This is a genomic window from Corynebacterium glaucum (genome assembly GCF_002287505.1).
Taxonomy (GTDB): Bacteria; Actinomycetota; Actinomycetes; order Mycobacteriales; family Mycobacteriaceae; genus Corynebacterium; species Corynebacterium glaucum.
This window is the reverse complement of record NZ_CP019688.1, coordinates 451,410-473,028: the sequence shown is the minus strand read 5'-3', so window position 1 is coordinate 473,028 and position 21,619 is coordinate 451,410. Positions and strand designations below refer to the sequence as shown.

Below are 21,619 nucleotides of genomic sequence, written 5' to 3'. Positions count from 1 at the left end.
GTGTTTAGTCGGTTCGGATGCAGCACCACGCGGCATCAAAGATGCGAGCCTGCAGGTCGGAGCGGCGCATCCAAACCTCGAAGCTACCGGCGTCACCGAACCAGCCGTTCAGCGCCGTCCACGACTCAACCGCCGCCACTAGCACGTGCGCATCGTCAGCGTTGAGCGGGAGGCACTCGTCCAGGTAGTAACGGTACGGTTCGTATCCGTGCTGGGAGTCCGCCTCACCGACGGTGGTGAAGCCGACTTCGTCGTGCATTTCGCGGCCAAACCGGTGGCGGTGCCAGCTCACGTTGAGCTCCGTTGTGGCTTCTTGCAGCTCGTTGAACCGGGTCTCGCTCAGCTCACCCAGGTCTTCGAAATACGGCAGGGTGAACCCTGGGTAGAGGCGGCCGAGTTGCAGCACGGGTTGTGGCACGGCCTCAGGGGGCGTCTCCGGATTGGTCAGGGTGAGCTCGTCCGGGCGCTTATCAACCCAGCGCACCAGCCACCCGTTTTGCGCCGCGTCGGCGGCGTCGTCGCCGTAGGTGGTCAAGTCCGAGTACAGCTCGAGGTAGCCGCCCGGCAGGTCAGTCGCGCACTGCGCGTCGCTCAGGTTAAAAGAAGCTACGTGCGCAAGCGGCGCCCCGTCCGCGTTGCGCGGCCACTCGATCCCCGCGATGCCGGGCCCGCCCAGCCACGACACCGCCTCCCCCTTACTCAGCAGCTCACGGAGCATTTCTTCGCTTGTCGACGAATACCCACGCTCCGAGAACACACAACACGAAGTTCGTTCGATCATGCAGGCAAGTCTGCCATTTCATCGCGCATCGGGGGCAGATGGCGGGCGCGCAGCGCTTCAAGCAGCGCACGCGCGTCAGCGTCGTCCAGGTCGCGGGCGGTCATTTTCACCAGCCCGGGCACAAGGTCGAAGCGCACGCTTGCAAGGCCGAGTTTGCGCTCAAGCGGGCCTTGTTCAAACGAAAGCTCCTGGATGTGCGGCGTTTTCACCATTTGGTAGCGGCCGGTGAGCCGCCCAAACGAGGTCAGGGCGACTCCGTCGCGCACGGTCACGGTTTGGCGCTTCCAGTCCAGCGGCGAGACCCAGCGCGCGCGTCGCGGCGAGGCGTAGTCGGCGCGGCTCAGGTCGGTCAACGCTTCAGCGCCCAAAGGACCGACGGCGCCGACGACGGCGACGGCCTCGTCGTAGGTACCCACCGGCAGGAGCTTCGCGGTCCCAGTCGCCGCGCTCGCCTCGGCGCCGAAGCCAGCCGAGGTGATCGACACCGTCCACCACCCAAAAGGTCGCCACAATAGCGGTTGCTTGAGTTGTACCGCATGGATTCGTTCATGGGGCACTGCTTGTCGACGCCTATTGGCCAACCCATACCTCAACTTGAACACCTCCCCGTCGAAGGACGCATTGAAGCGCCACGATTGGTCGATGGTGCGCCAGATGAGTGGCATGAAGCCGACCAGGATCGGCACGATGGCGGCCAGGGTCAGGTCGGTGAGCAGCGGCACCAACGACGCAGCCACGGTGGCGATAGTGGAGAGCTGGAACAACGCGGCCACCATCGAGCGCCCAATCGGGATCGGCGGGACGAGGAAGTCCTGCCTGTGATTTGGGGGCCCCGCGGATGAGGACCCATCCGCCCGCAGTCCCCCCGGCTCTCTTTCTTGGAGCTCCTCCGCCGCCAGCTCTTCCCCCGCCGCGAGCTCCTCGGCTGCTGCTTCGGCCATGGCCGCGTTCGGGCCTTTCGCGGCGATGCGCGTCAGGATCTCTGCTCGCAACTCCTCAGCCTCTTCGCGCGGCAAGTAGGAGATATCGATCGCCGCGTTCACGCCACCTGCGACTTCGATGCGCACTCCTGCCAATCCAAATAATCGCGGGGCGAGCGGCTCCACGACGTCGACGGCCTGGATGCGGTCGTAGCGCGCGGTGCGAACCTGGTTGTGCAGCACTCCCCGCTTATGCTCAATCTCTTCCGCCCCAACCCGGAACCCGGTCTTCGACCACCACAGCTGCGACACGCCCACAACGACAATCAGCGCCACCACAACCGCGACCACCGGCCACAACAACTGAGCCGACCCCAGGGCCTCTTCGCGCACCCAGTTCAACAACGGGGTCGCGAAGTTGAAGACAAGCAGGGTCAGCAGCGCCAGCAGTGTCGCCCACACCTGCAACACGGGGCTGAGCCGGTGGACGCGGCGGTACTGAGCAGTTTGCGCAGGCTGGTCAGGTTGCGCAGGCTCGGCAGGTGGGGTCACAGACCACTCATCCTCTCCCGTGCCTTCGCGGCCAGGCGATCGCGCAGCGCATCGGCCTCGGCGGCGGGCAACCCAGGCAACGTTGAATTCGACGTCGTTGACGCGGTGTGCACCTCGAGCTGCTTCAACCCCAGTGCGCGGGCGATCGGCCCCGACTCCACGTCCACAAACTGGATGCGCCCATAAGGAATCACCGTCATGGTGTGCCACAGCTTGCCCTCGCTCAAAACCAGCTCGTTCTCCGTCTCCAGGTAACCCAAGTTGCGCACACGCAGCGGGACGAGCACCATGTTCCATGCAAACACGACGGCCAAGATCACAAACGGGATCAGCAGCCACCGACCCCACCGCAGGTACGCCCACCACAGCGCGCCAAGCAGGATCGCAGCCCAGATCACGTTGCCCACCAGCCGCGGCACCATCAGCTTCGGCGAGACCCGGTGCATCGACTCCACCGATGTCGGCAGCGGCTCCGGGACGTGCGCTGGCAAGGGGCCGTCGATAAGCATGTGCCCCAACCTAGCGAAAGTCGCGCGAGCCGCGAGACAGCCACTCCCCCATCTCCAGCGGCTCGAGCCGGTCCGCGACCAGGCTCGCCGCACCCGAGGCGTTTTGGATGATCCCGCGCACGATCAGCGCCTTCGCCGTGCGCGCGAGCACCTTCTGCCGGCTCCACAGGCCGACGGGGATGACCACGTTGATCAGGCCCGTCTCGTCCTCCATGCCGATGAACATCACGCCACCGGCGGTTCTCGGTGCTTGGCGGTGCGTGATCACGCCGGCGCAGCGGATGCGGGTGCCGTCCTCTATATCTAGGAGCCGGTTCGCGGGCACGATGCCGACACGCTCGAACGCGCCGCGCAGCATCTCCACAGGCATCAGGCCGGGGGTCACACCGGTGGCGGCGACGTCGGCAGCCATGAGTTCGAAGGCGTTCATGCCGGGCAAGCTCGGCGCGCTGATGGCGGAAAGTCCAGGCAGCATCCCTTCGCGTTCGGTCGCAGCAATGCCCGCTTGCCACATCGCTTGTCGACGGTCCACGTCAAAGCAGTCCAGCGCCCCGGCGCGCGCCAGCGCCTCCACATGCTCGACGCTCAAATCGGCGCGGCGGGCCAGGTCCGGGATGCCGGTGAACGGCTGCGCTTCCTCGATCCGGTCTGCGGCCGCCTCGCCGAGCCCTTTGACCAGGTTGAGACCGACGCGCATCGTGCCGCCGTGCTCGTCGCCGTCGAGGCAGCGCGCCTCGCGGCCAGACTCGTTAACGCACACCGGCAGTACGGTCACGCCGTGGCGCCGCGCGTCCTGGATCAGCGACTGCGGCGAGTAGAACCCCATCGGCTGCGCGCGCAAGAGCCCCACGCAGAACTGCGCCGGGTAGTAGCGCTTGAACCACGCGGAGAAGTACACCAGCGAGGCGAACGACTGCGAGTGCGACTCCGGAAACCCGTAGGCGGCGAACGCGACGATCTTCTGCCACAGCCGCTCCGCCACGTCCTCGCCGATGCGGTTGGTCTCCCAGCAGCCGTCGAAGAACCGTTGGCGCAGCGCCGCCATCTTCGCTGGCGAACGCTTCGACCCCATCGCGCGGCGCACCGCGTCCGCCTCCCGGCCCGAGAACCCGGCCGCGTCCACGCAGATCTGCATGAGCTGTTCCTGGAACAGCGGCACGCCGAGCGTCTTGCCCAACGAGCGCTCGAGCACCGGGTGGTCGTACTCCACGGCATCCACGCCATCGCGCCGGCGCAGGTAAGGGTGCACCGACCCACCCTGGATCGGGCCCGGGCGGATCAGCGCCACCTCCACCACCAGGTCAAAAAAGCACCGCGGTTTCAGCCTCGGCAAGGTGCCCATCTGCGCACGCGACTCAACCTGGAACACGCCGACGGAATCGGCACGGCAGAGCATGGAATAAACGCCCTCGTCCTCAAGCGAAAGCTCCCAGAGGCGAACCGTGCGGCCGGTGGTGTCGCGCACGAGATCGATCATGTGGTGCAGCGCTTCGAGCATGCCGAGGCCGAGCAGGTCGAACTTGACCAGGCCCGCGGAGGCGCAGTCGTCTTTATCCCACTGCACGACGCTGCGGCCTTCCATGCGCGCCCATTCGACGGGGACGACGTCGGCGATCGGGCGGTCGCAGATCACCATGCCGCCGGAGTGAATGCCCAGGTGCCGGGGTTGGCCCCGGAGTTCGTCAGCAAGCTGGGCGACAAGCGCGGGCGGCTCGGCGACCTCCTTCGACCACGAATCCGCCGCCCCCTGCGCGTAGCCGAGCGCGCGCGCCGCATCACGGATCGCGCCCTTGCGCCGATACGTGATCACATTGGCCACCTGCGCCGCGTTGTCGCGCCCGTAGCGGGAGTAGACGTACTGAATCACTTCTTCGCGCCTGCCCGATTCAATGTCAATGTCAATGTCCGGCGGCCCGTCGCGGTCCGGCGACAGGAAACGCTCGAACAACAGCCCCGCCGAGATCGGCTCCACCGCGGTAATCCCCAGCGCGAAGCACACCGCCGAGTTCGCCGCGCTGCCCCGGCCCTGGCACAAAATGTCCTGCTTGCGGCAGAAATCCACGAGGTCGTGCACGATCAGGAAGTAGCCGGGAAAATTCAGCTCCTCGATCACCTCAAGCTCGTAGTCAATCTGGGCCATTGCTTGTCGACGCACCGTTTCGGGCCGCGACGCATACCTCACCTGGGCACTCGTCATGGTGAGCACCCGGAGGTAGCTCATCTCGTCGTGGCCTTCCGGCGTGGGGTAGGTCGGCAACTCCGGGGCGACGAGGTTGAGCGTGAACGCGCATTCGCGGGCGAGCTCGACGCTGTAGGCGAGCTTCTCCTCGCACCCGGGCAGCATCGTGCGCAGTTGGTCGCCCGAGCGCAGCCAGTTCGCGCCCATCGGGTGAAGGTTAGCGTGGGCGTCGCCGAGCGCTTCGCGTCTTGCGAGGGCGCGTTTCGCCGCGGCGAGGCGGGCCTGGTTCCGGGTCGCGGCGGCGGGGGCGGCGGTGACAATCGCCGGAATCTGGACGAAGCGGTCTAATGCCGCGTGCCGGTCGACGTCCTCGGGCAGCATCGCGACCTCGTATTCGCGAACAATATTCAATTCACCAAAGCAGTCGATCAGGTGCTCGAATTCGTCCACCCACTGCCACCCGGCGAGCACCACACACGTGTCCCCGAGGCGCTCCGCGATCAGCTCCAGCGGCGGGTAGGCGACGGCGTCTTTCTCACGCGTTGCCATGTGCGCGTCGGCCATCAAGTGTGAGAGCCGCTTGTAGCCCTCCGGACCGCGTGCGAGGACGGGCAAAATGCGTTGCTGCGGGCCGTCGTCAAGCGAAAGCTCTGCCCCGAACACTGTGGCGAGCCCTGCGGCCCCGGCTGCTTCGGCGAACTTGACCGCGCCGTAGAAACCGTCGCGGTCGGTGAGTGCGAGTGCGGTCATGCCCAGCTCAGCGGCGCGCGCGACCATGGCTTCTGGCTCGCTCGCGCCACCGAGGAAGCTATACGACGACACGGCGTGCAGCTCGGCGAACGGCGTGGCGCTGCTCCGTGCGGGAGCACTGGCGGGGCTGGCGGGGTGCTGCGGCGACGCGCTTGATCCGGCACCCGCATCCCCCGGTGCGTAGACCAGCCCGGCGGGGGTACCGGTGTGCTCGACGGGCACGGGCGCAGGCCCCGGGCGGCCGGAGAGAATCCGCTCCAACCGGGACCACGACAGCGGCTCGCCCCCGTTGAATCTCATGCGCGAAACGCTAGCACTGTTCGAAAGTGTGTGCCAAAGAATTGGGGCGTGCGGGCAGATTCTATGCCGTCGCGAATAGACTAAGCGGTTCACTGAGTGATAGATTCAGCAACCGTCAGATTTCCCTACGATGAAGGAGACGCACCCATGCGCGCTTCCCGTTTCACCGCCGCCCTCGCGGCCGTCACCATCGCCGCAACCGGCCTGACCGCCTGCTCCAACGAGTCCGGCTCCGACACCAACGCCAACGGCGCAGACGGTGAAAACGTCACCGTGCGCATCGGCACCACCGACGCCGACCAGCAGGCCTGGTCCGTCTTCTCCGACCTCGCAGCGGAAGAGGGCATCACCCTCGACATCGTGCAGTTCTCCGACTACCCGCCGGTCAACGAGGCACTCGCACAGGGCGAGCTGGACCTGAACAAGTTCCAGCACATCCTGTACCTGGCGAAGTACAACGCCAGCTCCGGCAACGACCTCAAGGTCGTCGGCTCCACCGAGATCTACCCGCTGGCGCTGTTCTGGAAGGACCACGACTCCCTCGACGGCATCGACGGCGAAGAGGTCGCGATCCCGAACGACGACTCCAACCAGGGCCGCGCCATCAACGTGCTGGTCCAGGCCGGCCTGGTCACCCTGAAGGACGGCGCCGACGAGCTCGCTCCGACTCCGGCCGACATCGACACCGATGCTTCCAAGGTCTCCGTCGTACCGGTGGACGCTTCCCAGACGCCGTCCGCGTACAAGGAGGGCCGACCGGCCATCATCAACAACTCCTGGCTGGACCGTGCCGGCATCGAGCCGACCGAGGCGATCTTCCAGGACGACCCGGGTTCCGCACAGGGCGAGCCGTACATCAATGTCTTCGCGTCCCGCGCGGAGGACATTGACAACCCGACCTACGTCCGCCTCGCTGAGCTGTGGCACGACCCGAAGGTCACCGAGGCTGTCCAGCAGGACTCCCGCGGCACCGCTGTGAAGGTTGAGCGCCCGGCCAACGAGCTCAACGACATCCTCGAGCGCCTCGAGCAGAACGAGAAGTAGGAGTCCAACGTGCGTTCCAACCGCTTTCTCGCCGTCGGCGCGGCCCTGGCTATCGCCGCGGCTGGCCTGACTGGCTGCTCAAGCGACTCCTCCGATACGTCTTCGGCACCCGCCGACGGCGAGAAGGTCACCGTCAAGATCGGCACCACCGACGCCGACCAGCTGGCGTGGACCGCGTTCGCCGACAAGGCGAAGGAGGAGGGCATCGAGCTCGACATCGTGAAGTTCTCGGAGTACCCGCCGGTCAACCCGGCACTGGATGAGAACCAGATCGAGATCTCGAAGTTCCAGACGATCAACTACCAGGCCCAGTACAACGCAACCGCGGACAAGGACCTGCGCATCGTCGGCTCCGGCGAGATCAACCTGCTCGGCCTCTACTGGAAGGACCACACCTCCCTCGACGGCATCGAAGGCGAAGAGGTCGCCATCCCCAACGACCCGTCCAACCAGGGCCGCTCGATCAACGTGCTGGTCCAGGCCGGCCTAGTCACGCTCAACGCGGACGCGCCGAAGCTCACCCCGACCCCCGCGGACATCGACGCAGCGCAGTCGAAGGTCTCGGTCGTCCCGGTGGATGCCGCACAGACCACGTCCGCCTACAACGAGGGCCGCCCGGCGGTTATCAACAACAACTTCCTCGGCCGCGCGGGCATCGACCCGAAGACCTCGGTCGCGGCGGACGACCCGAACTCGGAGCTCGCGGAGCCGTACATCAACGTCTTCAGCGTGCGCGCCGACGACGTCGACAACGCCACCTACGAGAAGATCGTGGAGATCTGGCAGTCCGACGAGGTCACCAAGGCCCTCGAAGAAGACTCGAACGGCACCGCGGTGCAGGTCAAGCGCAGCAAGGAGGATCTGAACAAGATCCTGGACAACCTGACGGAGGAGTACAGGTAAATGGCTTCCACCGGCACCCGGATCGAATTCCGGGACGTGAGCAAGGTATTTCGCACGGGCGGCCACGAGGTCGTCGCGGTCGACGGTGTCACACTGACCGTCGAGCCGGGCGAAATCCTCGGTGTCATCGGATATTCGGGTGCCGGCAAGTCCACGCTTGTCCGCCTCATTAACGGTCTCGACCAGGCGACTTCAGGGCAATTGCTTATCGACGGCACCGACGTCGTCGGCATGCGCGAGCGCGATCTCCGCGGCCTCCGCCGCAACATCGGCATGATCTTCCAGCAGTTCAACCTGCTGACGTCGCGCACCGCTGCCGGCAACATCGAATACCCGCTGCAACTCGCCGGGATGAAAAAGGACGAGCGCGGGCCGCGCGTTGCGGAGCTGCTCGACTTCGTCGGCCTCTCCGACCGCGGCGACAACTACCCGGAGCAGCTTTCCGGTGGCCAGAAGCAGCGGGTGGGCATCGCCCGTGCGCTCGCCACCAATCCATCGCTTTTGCTTGCTGACGAAGCCACGTCCGCCCTCGACCCCGAGACCACCGAGGAAGTGCTGGCACTTTTGCGCCGCGTGAACGAGGAGCTCGGCATCACCATCGTGGTGATCACCCACGAGATGGATGTGATCCGTTCCATCGCGCACAAGGTTGCGGTGATGGAGGCAGGACGCGTCGTCGAATATGGCTCTGTATACGACGTGTTCTCGAACCCGCAGACGCACGTCGCACAGCGCTTTGTGTCGACGAGTCTGCGCAACACGCCGAACGAGATCGAGGCGCGCGAGCTGCTCAACGCTGCGCCGGGTCGCCTCTTCACCGTTGATTTGAAGGAAGACTCTGGGTTCTTCGGAGCGGCAGAGGCGGCGCGTCGACGCGGCGTGACCGTGCAGCCCGTGCATGCGGGCATCACGACGCTGCAGGAGCAGTCCTTCGGCAAAATGACCGTGCGGCTCAATGGCGACGACGCGGCAATCACCGAGTTCCTGACCACGCTGCAGCAAACGACCGACATTCAGGAGATCGTCCGATGACCAGCACCATCAATGAGTTCATTCTCGCTGAAGCGAACTGGGACCGGCTTCGTCCCACGTTCATCGAGGCGATTGGCGACACCATGTGGATGGTGGCCATCACCATGGTCGTCGGCGGATTCTTCGGCCTGATCCTGGGCGTTTTCCTCTACACCACGCGCCCCGGCGGCATCCTGCAAAACAGCGCCGTCTACTGGATTATCAACATCGCGGTGAACTTCTTCCGCCCGATCCCGTTCATCATCATGATCGCGATGCTGTATCCGATTACGTTGTCGGTGGTGGGCACCACCATCGGACGCGGAGCGGCGACGTTTGTCATGTGCTTCTCCGCGACGTTCACCGTGGCGCGCATCGTGGAGCAGAACCTCGTTGCCATTGATCCAGGCGTGATCGAGGCGGCGCGCTCCATGGGCGCGGGCCCATGGAGAATCATCCGATCAGTGATCCTGCCTGAGGCACTCGGCCCGCTGATTCTCGGCTACACGTTCATCTTCATCGCAGTGATCGACATGTCCGCCATGGCCGGCTACATCGGCGGCGGCGGTCTCGGTGACTTCGCGATTGTCTACGGCTACCGCCAATTCGAACCGGCCGTGACCTGGGCTGCAGTGATTGTCATCGTGGTCATCGTGCAGCTCGCCCAATTCCTGGGCAACTGGCTGTCGAAGCGGATCATGCGCCGCTAATCGCGCTTCTCCCCCACCCCGTGCCGCCGTCGCTAGTCTGGGGTGGGTGAAGATCGCAGCATTGGACTTCGACGGCACTCTTTACCACCGGCGCGAGGACGGCTCGCACAGCTTCAACCAGGCCGACCTCGAGGCGATTCGCGCGTGGCGAGACGCCGGGCACATGGCACTCATCGCCACCGGCCGCTCCCGGTCTGCCCTCGCTTTCGCCATGCCAGACACCGCCGCGCCAGACACCGCCACGAATGCCACGCAACCACCCCTCACCGTTGACTATCGCGTGCTCTCTAACGGCGGTTCTGCCGCGAGCGGCGACGGAGCGGAGCTCATCTACGCCTACCCAATTGATACCGCGATCCTTGAGGCCGCGATCGACAGGTTCGCAGATGTGGAGGGGGTCGCGGTCTTCGGGACCACAATCGGCCCCGTCGACGGCGTGTTCACCAACACCACCGACGCCAGCGACGAGTTCACCGCTCACTTCAAGGAAATGACCAAGGCGGACATCGACGAGCACACGTTCGCCGTCGTTCCAATCTGGGTACCCGACGACGACGCCCTCCGGGCGGAGGTAGTCACTTGGGCGGAGCAGTTCGGCAACGTCACGGTCGCGCAGAACCAGGACTATGTCGACATCATGGCTGCGGGCCGAAACAAAGGCACAGGCATCGCCGAGCTGCTCGCGCATATCGGCATAGACCGCAGCGATGTCGAGCTCTACACGTTCGGTGATTCGTGGAATGACCTCGAGATGCACCGCATCGCAGATCGCTCCCACGCGTTTCCCCATTCGCCAGACGAGGTGCAGGCGGCCGTCGACGAGGTCGTCGAAACGGTGGCTGAAATCCTTTCAGACTACGCATAGTCACGCGGTGTCCGCACCCACTTCGCACGCCAAAAGCCCAATCTGTGGACAACTTTTTCTTCCCCTCCAGACTTATCCACAGTTTCATTACCTGCACTTTTGCTTATCGCCGACATGATCTAGCGTGCGGTGCATGACACCCTTTCAGACCATGATCCGCGGCATGACCGTGGACACGTTGGATGGCTTCGACCGCGACGCGGCGATCGAAGCTGGCTTTGCGCCGACGAAAGCCCGTGCATGGGAAAAGCTGCACCGCACGTACTTCGGCCCCACCAAATTCACCAAGTTGCAGCGCATCGCCCGCGAGAAGGCTCGCGCCGGAAAGTTCTCGCTCGATCAGCTGGCGATGATTGAGGAACGCCTCAAAAACATCGAGTCACCAAAGCGCCGCATGGTGGTGCGCCTATCGCTTCTCGACGCCCGCTTGACTTACGCCGCCCTCCAACGTCTCGCGTCGAAGCTCATTCCGAAGAAATCGCAGCCTCCGAAAAGGCAGATGACCTTTTCGAAGTCCCGCAACGGCACCCGCACGGTCAGCATCACTGCCGACGAACGCGACGCCGCAGATTTGGAGCACGCCGTCAGCCAGGACCTCGATCCCTCTCAGCCAGCTGCACCGCAAATGTTGGAAAATTTCCTCGCGCTAATGCGAGGCAACGGTGAGCATGCAGGTGCTGGAGTTCCTTACGCAGATCCGCGTCCGATCGTGGTGGTACCTGTTGAAGAGCACTGCAAGATTCTGGGCGGTCATGGCGACGACACATTACTTGGGCTTACCGACGGCACCACGATGACCGGCGCGGAGTACCTGCAGACACGGGCTGGACAATACGGCCTCGGTCTTGAGGTGGGACTGTTTCACCCACAGGAAGGTGCCGTGAACCTGTACCGGGAGGAACGGTTCGCAAACCAGAAACAGCGGGATCTTGCCAGGTTGACAACGCCGGTATGTCCGGTGCCGGATTGTCGCCACGGGGCGGACAGCTGCCAGATCCACCACATCACAGCATGGAAGCACGGCGGGGAGACAAACCTTGCGAACCTCGCTCCCCTATGCCGCTACCACAACGGAGTCAACGACGATGACCCGAAGCGAAAGAAGCGCGGCCGGATCGAGAACGTCGGCGGCATCCCAACGTGGGTATCGCCTCGCGGTTTCCATGTACCCAACTCGCATCACCCCTTTGGTGCGATGCAGCTGTTGTTCAGCGATCGCCTCTGACAACCAGTTCAGGTAACCAGTGCAGGTAACCAGTAGTGTTGAGCGTCACGGTCAACGCTTGTGTTGTGTCGCTACCGCAATCGCTACTGATCGGTTGGCGTGATCGCTTCGACATACCAGGCGGCGCCCGTCTTCGGCGCGTCACCACAGGACGAGACAACTCCCTCGATCGCGCGCTGCTTCAGCTGCACTTGGTACACAGTGCCGGCATTGAGGTCTTCCACTTGAACGCGCGCAGCAGTCTCTGACTCCTCCGCGTTTAGCACCCGCAACTGGTCAATGCGCACCTCGACTCCATCGGTCACAAGCTGCTTCGCAACTGCGATCTCTGCTGCCTGCGCCGGCGCGGACAGCGTGCCGCGCCCGCGATTGCCGGGCACGAAGTACCGCCCGTCCATCGCGCTATCGATTAGCGCGTTCGCCGCATCAACGTTCATCCGCCCGTAGCTAAACGCCCACGGCATCAGCAGCGTCGTCGCCGCGAACCGGTGTCCCTTGATGTGCGAGGTTTCCCACACCACGTCGTTTCCCACGTGGGCCGGGTAGCGCTGCGCGAGCTCGCGCACCAACGGTCGGCCTTTCACCGCGCAGCAACGGTCGCGCTTCGCGTGGGTGCACACCAACAGCATGGGCTTAGTACGTACCGACGCGTCGTTTCGCCCCGGCCCCGAAAGATCCAAATCCAGCAGCGCCTCAGGCCCGTCGATGTGCTTGACTTCGATGATGCCCTCGTCCGCGAAGACGAGATAGCAATGATGGGTGTCAATCTCTCGGCCTTCCCGCGTCGGGTGGCGGATCAGCAGCAAAGTGGCGTCGAAAAGCGACATGCGTTCGTTGAGCCGCGCGGAAAGCTCGGGGCTGAACGTCCCACCGTCGAGAATGTCCTTGCTCCACGCTCCGGGCCACTCGAAGAGCACGTAGCGCGACCCAGTTTTCGCGGTTCCGGGCAGCGGTTCAGTTTGCACGTCCGAGCAGAGAGTTTGAGCAAGGTGAGTCATACCTAACACTGTAACCAAGTCAGGGAAATGGCAGCGTAGAGCGGGGAATATCTAACGTTTCGGTAACCATTTCGCATTTTGCCGTTTTCGGTTTTGATGCGGCCCTGCCAGTGGATACGGTGAGCTGCGTGTCATTTTTTCTCACGCCGCTCTCAGGAGCGGCACGCCGTGCTGTAGCGGCGGGCCTCCTTGTCTCCGCGCTCGCCGCAACCGCGTGCGGCGGCGACGCGAGCGACGGTAGCGGCAATGGGTACGGCAGTGCGCACAAGGTGGGTGCGCAGCGAAATTCCTCCGGGGTGGGCGATCCACAACTCGCAGCAATCACGAGTTCGCAGACCACCGTGCTGCAGCCACTTGGCACTGCCGATTCTTCGCCGAAGACGCAGCGCCCCTCTGAGCCTGCGCTACTCGCGGTCTCAAGCGTGCGGGTGGGTAACCATGAAGGCTTCGACCGGGTGGTTATCGACCTTGTCGGCTCGGGTGATCCAGGGTGGTTCGTCGATTACACCCTGACACCGATGCATTCCACCACCGGTCGTGCTTTGCCGCTCAGTGGAAGCGCGTTTCTGAACATCAATATCGACGGAACGGTGTACCCGGGAGAGCTTGGCATTGACGACGAAGTCACCGTCGAGATGGCAGGACCAACCAGCAATGTCGTGGACGTGGTGAACGGGGGAACATATGAAGGACGCAGCCAAATTGTCGTGGGCTTGCGCTCCGAAGCCCCGTATTCGGTGGAGGTACTAGAGGATCCGAAGCGGATGGTCATCGACATCGTGCAGAGCTAGTCGCGCCTAGGCCTACGCGCTCGCTCACGTTTACACGCGGATGAATACACGCGCGCGCCCTGATGCACTGCCCTAATACACTGCTTCGACACGCCAGCGCCGTCGCGTCCACACGAGCAACCACGCAGTGGGTTCTCCGTCCTCGCCACCGAGGCAGCCAACCACCTGCAATCGCGCGACCTTGCTGAGGTTGGTGTCTGAGCCCCACCACCCCTCGTCTACTGGCCATGGGCCAGCCCACCCTGTCACGAGGTAGCGCTTCTCGCCCCAAGCAAGTGCGTACGGATCCGATGACAGGAGGGCCTCGGCGGTGACGGTGATGGGGTTTGCGGAGGCGTCGATAAGCGTGATGCTCGAGGCTGGGTGATCGATGCCACCCCCGAGCCGTGCGGGCAACGGCCCCGGGATCGCGCCCGGCCAAGCAAGCGCTTGTACCTTGGTTTCTGGCCGAGCTTTTACGGGTGCAGACGCGGACGCGCGTGTATGTGGCCGCGTTGAAGCAGCTGAAGCAGTTGAAGCAGTTGAAGCAGTTGATGCACGGGCACGTGCGGGTGTGAGCGCACTGGCGGTTGACGGCGGGGCTTCGCCGAAGGCGACGAGCCGGACGCGTTCTGCGACCCCGCGGCCGCCGACGAGCCGGGGCTGCACCACAGCGTCGATGCCGAGCTGGGACTGCACACGCTCAATCACGCGGCGCGCGCCGTCGGTGGACGCGCCCTGCGACCACAGCTCCCCCACAGCGACAGGTTCAGCGAGCTCGAGCGGTTCAAGCACCAGCGAGGTGATCGCCCCTGCTCCGCCCGAGGTGAGCCAGCCGTCAAGCTGCCACCGCACACGGTCCGCCGTGCCGGATTCAGTCAGCGCCTCGCGGGTGCGCCAGACACGTTCAACCCGCTCACCGCCGTCGAGTTCGGCGGTGATCTTCAGGCGCAGGCAGTTGCGGCCGGTGGCTTTCAACCGCTCATGCAGGCTCGCGGCGAGCGCGCGGGCGGCAAACGCAGCGGCGTCAACGCGCTCGATAGGGTCCTCCGGCGTGATCGCCACCGCGAGATCAGCGGTGGGAAGTTCCGGTGCGACGCGGCGATCAGGCGCGGCCGAGGCAATGCGGTGGATATGCATGCCATGCGCGCCGAAACGGGTGGTCATGGCCGAAGGCGGGATGGCGGCGATATCGCCGAGAGTGGCGACACCGAGTTGGCCGAGGACGTTCACTGTCTCCGCGTCGGCACCGAGTGCGGTCTCGGCAGTCAACGCGGTCAGCGGGTGCGTGGCAAGGAACGCCGCGGATTGGCCGGGAGCAACGACGCGGGACGTACGCGCGGCGAGCGCAGCCGTAGCGATCTCGTCGGCTGCGCCGGCGAAGGCGTCGATGCCGCGTCTGGCGGAGGCGTCGACAAGCATTTCAAGCGCTGTGTCCTCACTGCCGTGGAACCTTGCTGCGGCGGCGAGATCGACAATGACCAGGCCTGGGCGCAAGACCTCGACGGAGGCGGCGACATCGTCGAAGCTAGCAGCAAGCGAGGCGAACATCCGCCCATCGCGGTCAGCGTTGTCATCGACGACGGTCAGCTCGGGCGCGATCGCCTGCGCGTTGCGGAGTTTCATGCCGCGACGGATGCCAAGCTGACGGGCGGCGTGTGAACACACTTTCACGCGGTGCTGGCTGCCGATGACAATTGGGTCCGCGACGGCGTCGCCGAGCTCAAGCTTCGCTGCTTGCACCGGCCAATCCGGAAACCACACAGCTGCGACGCGCATGGGCCTACGTCACCACCGTCAACTTCGGGCGTTGCGGGGCGGTACCGAGGGTGATGGTGGCGCTGGCGGGGCGCATACCTTTGCGCTCTGCGCGCACCGCCAGCGCGATGCCGTTGATGCGGCCGGTACCGCGGCCGATGCCGTAGAAGTCGGTGATACGCGCCTCAAGCGTCATGGCGGGCGACGGCACAGTGGCGTTGACGGCGACCAGCGCCGCGTTGCCTTTGCGCAGACGCGCCAGCAGCGGCCGCGCGCGCACCGGGGTCAGCGCCAGCGGGACACGGGTGCGCCACACGACGAGATCCAGGCCTTCGGCGAGCACGCCGGCCACTGCGATGTCCTCGATCCCCGGCTCAGGCACGGCAATGACGCGCTCGAGGTTGTCCGCGTTGGCCGTACCGATGCCGGCGTACGACAGCGCCGGCCAACCGACCACGCCAACGTACCCGCCTGCGATGGCGACCTGTTCGATCAGCTCCACCACTAACGCCGCAGTGTCGCTGACGTGGGTGACCGCCCGGCGCGGCAACCCCCCACCTGGCAAGAGCTGCGCAAGTGGCCCGCCGACGGCGAGTACGTCGGCATCCTCGACGACAGGTTGGGGCACCTCGCCGCCGAGCGCGGCCATCTTGGCACGCAGCTCGGCGATCTGCCCAGCCCGCTGCCCAGCGGTTTGCTCGACGTGACTGAACGAGGCAGGCGCGGCTACCGCCGTGCTGCCCGCAGTCGTTCGAATAGGTGTTCCACTCACGTTCGCAATTATGCCCCCGCACACCGACGCGAACAAGCGCCAATGTAGAACACGTTTTCTAGTGGTAGGCTCACTGACCATGTACTACGCCGACATCCGCAACCGGATCACACCGATCCCCACGCCGCCGGTCGTGCGCGCGGTCGGCTCGCTCGGGGTCGCGGGATCGGCCGCGGCGTTGGTCTCGCAGGCACCGATCGGCATCAAAGTCGCGGTGGCGCTCGTTTGCGTGGCGGCCACGCTCGGAGTCACGCTCGCGCACCCCTACCGCAAGCAGATGGCGGCGTTTGCGGAGCGGGAAAACGTGTCGAAGGTGCCGTCGATAAGCATGCTCCTGCCGGTGATGCTGTGGTGGCTGGCGCTGATGCTGGCGCCGCTCGCCCAGTGGCCGACGTGGGGCGCGGTGCTAACGCTAATCGGCGGGTTCGGCGTGGCCTGGGTGCTCTACCCGCACGTCGACGGCACGCGGCGGCTCGCGTACGCCTAGCCTGGCCCAGTCAACTCAGTCCAGATCGCGATCCGCGGCCCAGCGCGTGAGCTGGTGACGATTCGACGTCTGCGTCTTGCGCAAGATATTCGACGCGTGCGTCTCCACCGTCTTCACCGAAATGAACAGCTGTGAGCCGATCTCCTTGTAGGTGTAACCACGGGCGAGCAGGCGCAACACCTCGAGCTCACGGCGGGTCAGCGCGTCGACGACCGGATCGTCCACCTTCACCGGCTCACCCTCCGGGTCCTCAACCACCCCACCGGACGCGAACGCGTCGAGCACAAAGCCAGCCAGACGCGGCGAAAAGTACGCGTCACCGCCATCAACCCGCCCGATCGCCTCCGCGAGCTCGGCACCATTGATGTTCTTGGTCACGTACCCGCGCGCGCCGGCGCGGATCAGCGCGATAACGTCCTCCGCCGCATCCGACACGCTCAACGCAAGATACTGCGGCCCCGGCGCCTGGCGAATCACCGCCAACCCGCCGCCGTCGGGCATGTGCACGTCCAGCAGCACCACGTCCGGGTCCGCCGCCACGATCCCCGCCGCCGCCTCAGCAACCGTGCCCGCCTCGCCGACAATCTCGACGCCCTCTGCGGCGCTCAGCTCCGCGCGCACGCCGGCGCGGAACACGGAATGGTCGTCGACGAGGAACACGCGAGTCATGCGCTCAAGGCTAGCGCGAGCTCCACCTCCGTGCCCTCGCCGGGTGCAGACGTGATTCGCGCGCGGCCGCCGGCTCGGTCCATCCGCCCGATGATGGAATCGCGCACGCCGTGGCGGTCCGCCGGCACGCCGCCCAGCGAAAAACCCGCACCGCGATCGCGCACGAACACCGCGAGTTCCCCCGCCAGATGCTCGGCGTAGACGTCGATGCGCTCCACCCCGGCATGCTTCGCCGCGTTGACCATCGCCTCGCGCGCCGCAAGCACCACCGGCTCGGTTGCCGCGTCGAACGCCACGTCATCACCCACGGTCACCGGCTGAATCACCACACCGAACAGGTCTTCGACCTCTCCGGCGGCTTTGTGCAGAGCGGCGAAGACGGTAGCGGTGGTGCGTTTCGCGGTTTGCTCGGAGGCGTCGAAAAGCCATGCCCTGAGCTCTCGCTCCTGGCCGCGCGCGAGCCTGGCAACCTCATCCGGATCGTGCGCCTGCTTCTGAATCAGCGCGAGCGTCTGCAACACCGAATCGTGCAGCCGCGACGCGATCTCCGCGCGCTGGTCCGCCACCGCCTTCGCCTCGCGCTCCTGCACCAGCGAGCTGGCCAGCTTCGCAATCAGCGGCACGACCAGAACCGCCACCCCGAAAACTGTGACCAGCACGGAGATCACCACGCCGCCCACTCCGGCGGACTCCCCACGGACCGCGATCGCCAGCACTCCGCCCATCACCAGCACCACTCCGAGTCCAAGCGCGGCGAAGTTCGCCACCGAGCCCGTCGCCCGGTCGTACGCCTGCAGCGCGATCACCGCACCGACAATCAACACGCCGAGCATGAACACGATGGTCCCGCCTGCCCCAGACGACACCTGCAGCGCGACCAGGGCCCCAAAAAAGCCCACGGCCACCAGCGCATAATTCAGGGCATTTTGCTTATCGACGCCCTCGTGATCCCGCTTTTCCTCCAGCGGCGTCGTCATCCACAACGCCACGTACACGAGCGGACCAAAGCCACCAGCAAAACTCGCGACCACGAAGAAAATGCGCACCCACAGCACGTCCACCCCGAGGTGCCCCGCGAGACCGGACGCAACACCTGCGACCACGCGCAGCGGGCGATTGCGACGCAGACGGGGGAACGGGCGCTGCCGCTCAGCGGCATACGGCACAGGTGGAGCGGATGTAGACATAACTTTCATGTTCCCACGGTGCGCGGCGCCTAGGGTATCGGGAACAACCCTGAACTTTTTTGCGATGCATGCGCGGCAGATTTCAGGGGCGATCCTGATACCCCTCGCCTGCGCGGCGGGCGACAATTTGGGCATGGAAACCACACATGACGCGAATGGCTCCACCGGCTCCACCGGCTCCGCTGGATCCGCTGGATTCGCTGGATCCGCAGTCGAGAGCGCTTCGTCCGCCGTCCGGCGCACGTTCTCCGACATGTGGGCAAACCGCCCGCCCCGCATCCCAGAGAAGCAGGGGGGCAAGGCAGTGCTTGCCGGTGTCTGCGAAGGCATTGGGGTGCGCTACCAGATCGACCCGGTAGTGGTTCGTGTCGCGTTTGTCGCGCTGAGTTTCGTCTTTGGCGGTGGCCTGCTGCTGTACTTTCTGTGCTGGATCAACATGCCGCGCTTCGGCATGACGCTCACGCCGTGGGAGGCCGTGATTACGCCGAAAGACCAGCTCGACGAGGTAGGCAAGAAGGAGAAGGAAACCGGGTGGGCGCTTGCGATTGTCCTATTCTTCTTCATCCTGACCGCCGGCGGAGTCGGCGAATACGGTCTCGCCGGCACGTTTACCACCTTGACCTTGGGTTTGCTGGGGTGGTGGGGCCTACACTCGCGGCTGCCGCAAGCGCCGTACGGTGTCCTAGCGCAATCCCAAATTACGGCCGCTCGCCCAGGCGCAGCCACGGTCGCGGATGTGACAACCGGCGCGGGTCCCGCTCCCGACCAGATGACAGCCATCTTGCCACCCGCTGCAGGCGGTTCGACCATTTGGCGACCGGGATCCGGCGCAATCAGTGGGTCGGCCCCGCCCGTAACCAGCTCCAACAACAGGCCGTCCAGTACCCGGCCTCCAAACGCCTTCCCCATGGAAGAAACAGCTGAACTGTCGCACACATCTGCCAGTTCCCCAAATGTGGACACGTCGCACCTCAGCCCACCCGAGGGATACCCGCACCCTGCAGCCGGGCGCACCACTCCCCCAGCCTGGGACCCGCTAGGCACCGTTCCGGAGCTGTGGCACCTGCCGGATCTCGAACCGCAACAACAGTCCGGCAAACAGAAGAAGACTAAAATGCGGGAGCGCAAGCGTCGAAACCGACCGTTCCGATTCTGGATTCCGGTATCGATCGCCCTGGCGCTGTTCACTGCGACGCTGATCGCAGTGGGTGACAGCGTTCGCTACTACAACTTCGATGAAGACGCCCAAGGTGTCGGCGACATCGAAGTTAAGGTCGATGAACTGGAAATGCTGCCCCCGATCCGGCGCATTGTTGGCGAAACAACCCTCGACCTAACGAGTATGGAGCCGCTCGACACGGAGAGCGTGCTTGAGGTCGGGAACTATGTGGGCACGATGAACATCGTGCTCCCCGACAATGTTCCGGTGTACGTCAAATGCGACGTAGGCATCGGCACGACAGATTGCCCGAATCCGATTGAGCGGATCAACGAAGACGCCGAGGGCGAAGCACTCGTCATCGATGCCCGCCAGTTCATCGGCTCCGTCGTGGTGCGCGAGGAATAAACGGGCCGAAGAGACGGGCCGGAGAGGCGGAGGCGCATCGGGCGAGGTCAGGCCGGACGAGGTCAGGCCGGGCGAGGTCAGGCCGGGCGAGGTTGCCCGGTTACTCCCATTCGATAGTCCCCGGCGGCTTCGACGTCACGTCGAGCACCACGCGGTTCACGTCCGCCACCTCGTTGGTGATGCGGGTCGAAATCGTCTCCAGCACCTCGTACGGCACGCGAACCCAGTCCGCGGTCATCGCGTCTTCAGACGCCACGGGCCGCAGCACGACCGGGTGACCGTAGGTGCGGCCGTCGCCCTGGACGCCGACGGAGCGGACGTCGGCAAGCAGCACCACCGGGCACTGCCAAATCTGCTCGTCCAATCCGGCGCGGGTGAGCTCCTCGCGCGCGATGGCGTCGGCGGCGCGCAACGTCTCCAGGCGCTCCTCGGTGACCTCGCCGATGATGCGGATGCCCAGCCCCGGACCCGGGAACGGCTGGCGGTTCACTATCACCTCGGGAAGCCCCAGCTCACGGCCAACGGCACGCACCTCGTCCTTGAACAGCAACCGCAGCGGCTCGACCAGTTTGAATTCCACGTCGTCCGGCAGACCGCCGACGTTGTGGTGGCTCTTGATGTTCGCCGTGCCGGTGCCGCCGCCGGACTCCACTACGTCCGGATACAGCGTGCCCTGCACCAGGAAGTCGACGGTCTGCCCTGCATCGCCGGACTCCGCGAGGATCCCGGCAACCGCGCGCTCGAAGGAGCGGATGAACTCCGCGCCGATCGCCTTGCGCTTCGCTTCCGGCTCGGTCACGCCGGCCAGCTTGGACAAGAACGCCTCACGCTCATCCACAGTGACCAGCTTCGCGCCCGTTGCGGCCACGAAGTCAGTCTCCACCTGCTCGCGCTCACCTTGGCGCAGCAACCCGTGGTCAACAAACACGCACGTCAACCGGTCACCGATCGCGCGCTGCACAAGCGCCGCCGCCACCGCAGAATCCACGCCGCCGGACAGACCGCAGATCGCGTGGCCTTCGCCGACCTGCTCGCGCACGTCCTCGATCAGCTGCTCCGCGATGTTCGACGCGGTCCAGTTCTGCTCCAGGCCTGCAATCTCCGTCAAGAACCGCGTCAGCACCTGCTGCCCGTGCGGCGAGTGCATCACCTCGGGGTGGTACTGCACGCCGGCAAAGCGGCGCGAAGCATCCTCGAACGCCGCCACCGGCGCGCCCGGGGTCGACGCGGTCACGTCGAAGCCCTCCGGCGCAGCAGTCACGGAGTCGCCGTGCGACATCCACACTGGGTGGGTCTCGGGGAGGCCGGCGTGGAGAACGCCTCCGTCGACAAGCATCTGTGTCCTACCGTACTCTCGCGCACCGGTCTTTTCAACCGTGCCGCCGAGCGCGCGCGTCATGGCCTGGAAGCCGTAGCAAATGCCGAAGATCGGCAGACCGAGGTCGAAGATTGCCGGGTCAAGCTGCGGCGCACCGTCCTCATACACGCTCGACGGCCCGCCGGAAAGCACCAGCGCAGCCGGATCCTTCGCTTTGAGCTCGTCGGCCGTTATCGTCGACGGCACGGCCTCCGAGTAGACGTTCGCTTCACGCACGCGCCGCGCGATGAGCTGCGCGTATTGGGCACCGAAATCCAGGACAAGTACAGGTTTCACGGCTACAA

General features: G+C 65.2%; 19 protein-coding genes. 9 read left to right on the top strand and 10 right to left on the bottom strand.

All coding sequences use genetic code 11. The features are described from left to right. Positions 1–4 precede the first annotated feature (4 nt). From CGLAU_RS02365 to CGLAU_RS02350, 4 genes are all read right to left on the bottom strand, one after another. Complete coding sequence (locus CGLAU_RS02365; RefSeq protein WP_095659314.1) at positions 5–781, bottom strand: DUF1963 domain-containing protein; 777 nt, start codon at positions 779–781, stop codon at positions 5–7. Further along, positions 778–2,253 carry a PH domain-containing protein gene (locus CGLAU_RS02360; protein WP_095659313.1) on the bottom strand — a complete coding sequence of 492 codons (1,476 nt, stop codon included), beginning with the start codon at positions 2,251–2,253 and terminating at the stop codon, positions 778–780. The genes CGLAU_RS02365 and CGLAU_RS02360 overlap by 4 nt, the downstream gene beginning before the upstream one ends. Continuing rightward, entirely contained in the window at positions 2,250–2,699 is a 450-nt protein-coding gene (locus tag CGLAU_RS02355; RefSeq protein ID WP_095660980.1) for a PH domain-containing protein, read from the bottom strand. The genes CGLAU_RS02360 and CGLAU_RS02355 overlap by 4 nt, the downstream gene beginning before the upstream one ends. 73 nt (positions 2,700–2,772) lie before the next feature. After that, complete coding sequence (locus CGLAU_RS02350; RefSeq protein WP_095659312.1) at positions 2,773–5,991, bottom strand: error-prone DNA polymerase; 3,219 nt, start codon at positions 5,989–5,991, stop codon at positions 2,773–2,775. A 147-nt stretch (positions 5,992–6,138) separates the two neighbouring features. Between CGLAU_RS02350 and CGLAU_RS02345 the strand changes: the two genes are divergently transcribed. From CGLAU_RS02345 to CGLAU_RS02320, 6 genes are all read left to right on the top strand, one after another. Next, entirely contained in the window at positions 6,139–7,035 is an 897-nt protein-coding gene (locus CGLAU_RS02345; RefSeq protein ID WP_095659311.1) for a MetQ/NlpA family ABC transporter substrate-binding protein, read from the top strand. Positions 7,036–7,044: 9 nt separating this feature from the next. Next, complete coding sequence (locus CGLAU_RS02340) at positions 7,045–7,938, top strand: MetQ/NlpA family ABC transporter substrate-binding protein (protein WP_095659310.1); 894 nt, start codon at positions 7,045–7,047, stop codon at positions 7,936–7,938. Then, positions 7,939–8,970, top strand: coding sequence for a methionine ABC transporter ATP-binding protein (locus CGLAU_RS02335; RefSeq protein ID WP_095659309.1), 1,032 nt, complete (start codon positions 7,939–7,941; stop codon positions 8,968–8,970). Beyond that, positions 8,967–9,659, top strand: coding sequence for a methionine ABC transporter permease (locus CGLAU_RS02330; protein WP_232507159.1), 693 nt, complete (start codon positions 8,967–8,969; stop codon positions 9,657–9,659). Before CGLAU_RS02335 ends, CGLAU_RS02330 begins: the two co-directional genes overlap by 4 nt. A 46-nt stretch (positions 9,660–9,705) precedes the next feature. Next, complete coding sequence (locus tag CGLAU_RS02325) at positions 9,706–10,524, top strand: HAD family hydrolase (RefSeq protein ID WP_157731238.1); 819 nt, start codon at positions 9,706–9,708, stop codon at positions 10,522–10,524. 133 nt (positions 10,525–10,657) lie between these two features. Next, a complete protein-coding gene (locus tag CGLAU_RS02320) occupies positions 10,658–11,749 on the top strand; it encodes an HNH endonuclease signature motif containing protein (protein ID WP_095659307.1) in 1,092 nt (363 codons plus the stop codon). 83 nt (positions 11,750–11,832) lie between these two features. Here the strand turns inward: CGLAU_RS02320 and CGLAU_RS02315 are convergent, their stop codons facing one another. Next, positions 11,833–12,747 carry a sucrase ferredoxin gene (locus tag CGLAU_RS02315; RefSeq protein WP_095659306.1) on the bottom strand — a complete coding sequence of 305 codons (915 nt, stop codon included), beginning with the start codon at positions 12,745–12,747 and terminating at the stop codon, positions 11,833–11,835. 128 nt (positions 12,748–12,875) lie between these two features. Between CGLAU_RS02315 and CGLAU_RS02310 the strand changes: the two genes are divergently transcribed. Next, complete coding sequence (locus CGLAU_RS02310) at positions 12,876–13,538, top strand: AMIN-like domain-containing (lipo)protein (protein ID WP_095659305.1); 663 nt, start codon at positions 12,876–12,878, stop codon at positions 13,536–13,538. Positions 13,539–13,610: 72 nt separating this feature from the next. Here the strand turns inward: CGLAU_RS02310 and CGLAU_RS02305 are convergent, their stop codons facing one another. Beyond that, complete coding sequence (locus tag CGLAU_RS02305; protein WP_095659304.1) at positions 13,611–15,296, bottom strand: Y-family DNA polymerase; 1,686 nt, start codon at positions 15,294–15,296, stop codon at positions 13,611–13,613. A gap of 4 nt (positions 15,297–15,300) precedes the next feature. After that, positions 15,301–16,047: a hypothetical protein gene (locus CGLAU_RS02300; protein ID WP_232507158.1), complete on the bottom strand. Its 747-nt coding sequence runs from the start codon at positions 16,045–16,047 to the stop codon at positions 15,301–15,303. 61 nt (positions 16,048–16,108) lie between these two features. On the opposite strand from CGLAU_RS02300, the gene CGLAU_RS02295 reads away from it, so the two are divergent. Continuing rightward, the gene (locus tag CGLAU_RS02295; RefSeq protein ID WP_232507157.1) at positions 16,109–16,534 is read left to right on the top strand and encodes a hypothetical protein; all 426 of its coding nucleotides are present in this window, start codon (positions 16,109–16,111) and stop codon (positions 16,532–16,534) included. 15 nt (positions 16,535–16,549) lie between these two features. Here the strand turns inward: CGLAU_RS02295 and CGLAU_RS02290 are convergent, their stop codons facing one another. Together CGLAU_RS02290 and CGLAU_RS02285 are read right to left on the bottom strand one after the other, a co-directional pair. Next, positions 16,550–17,203 carry a response regulator transcription factor gene (locus tag CGLAU_RS02290; protein WP_095659301.1) on the bottom strand — a complete coding sequence of 218 codons (654 nt, stop codon included), beginning with the start codon at positions 17,201–17,203 and terminating at the stop codon, positions 16,550–16,552. Then, the gene (locus tag CGLAU_RS02285; protein ID WP_095659300.1) at positions 17,200–18,390 is read right to left on the bottom strand and encodes an ATP-binding protein; all 1,191 of its coding nucleotides are present in this window, start codon (positions 18,388–18,390) and stop codon (positions 17,200–17,202) included. Before CGLAU_RS02285 ends, CGLAU_RS02290 begins: the two co-directional genes overlap by 4 nt. A gap of 133 nt (positions 18,391–18,523) precedes the next feature. On the opposite strand from CGLAU_RS02285, the gene CGLAU_RS02280 reads away from it, so the two are divergent. Next, the gene (locus tag CGLAU_RS02280) at positions 18,524–19,957 is read left to right on the top strand and encodes a PspC domain-containing protein (protein WP_198304982.1); all 1,434 of its coding nucleotides are present in this window, start codon (positions 18,524–18,526) and stop codon (positions 19,955–19,957) included. A 100-nt stretch (positions 19,958–20,057) separates the two neighbouring features. Here the strand turns inward: CGLAU_RS02280 and guaA are convergent, their stop codons facing one another. Further along, entirely contained in the window at positions 20,058–21,611 is a 1,554-nt protein-coding gene (gene guaA, locus CGLAU_RS02275) for a glutamine-hydrolyzing GMP synthase (protein ID WP_232507156.1), read from the bottom strand. Positions 21,612–21,619 lie beyond the last annotated feature (8 nt).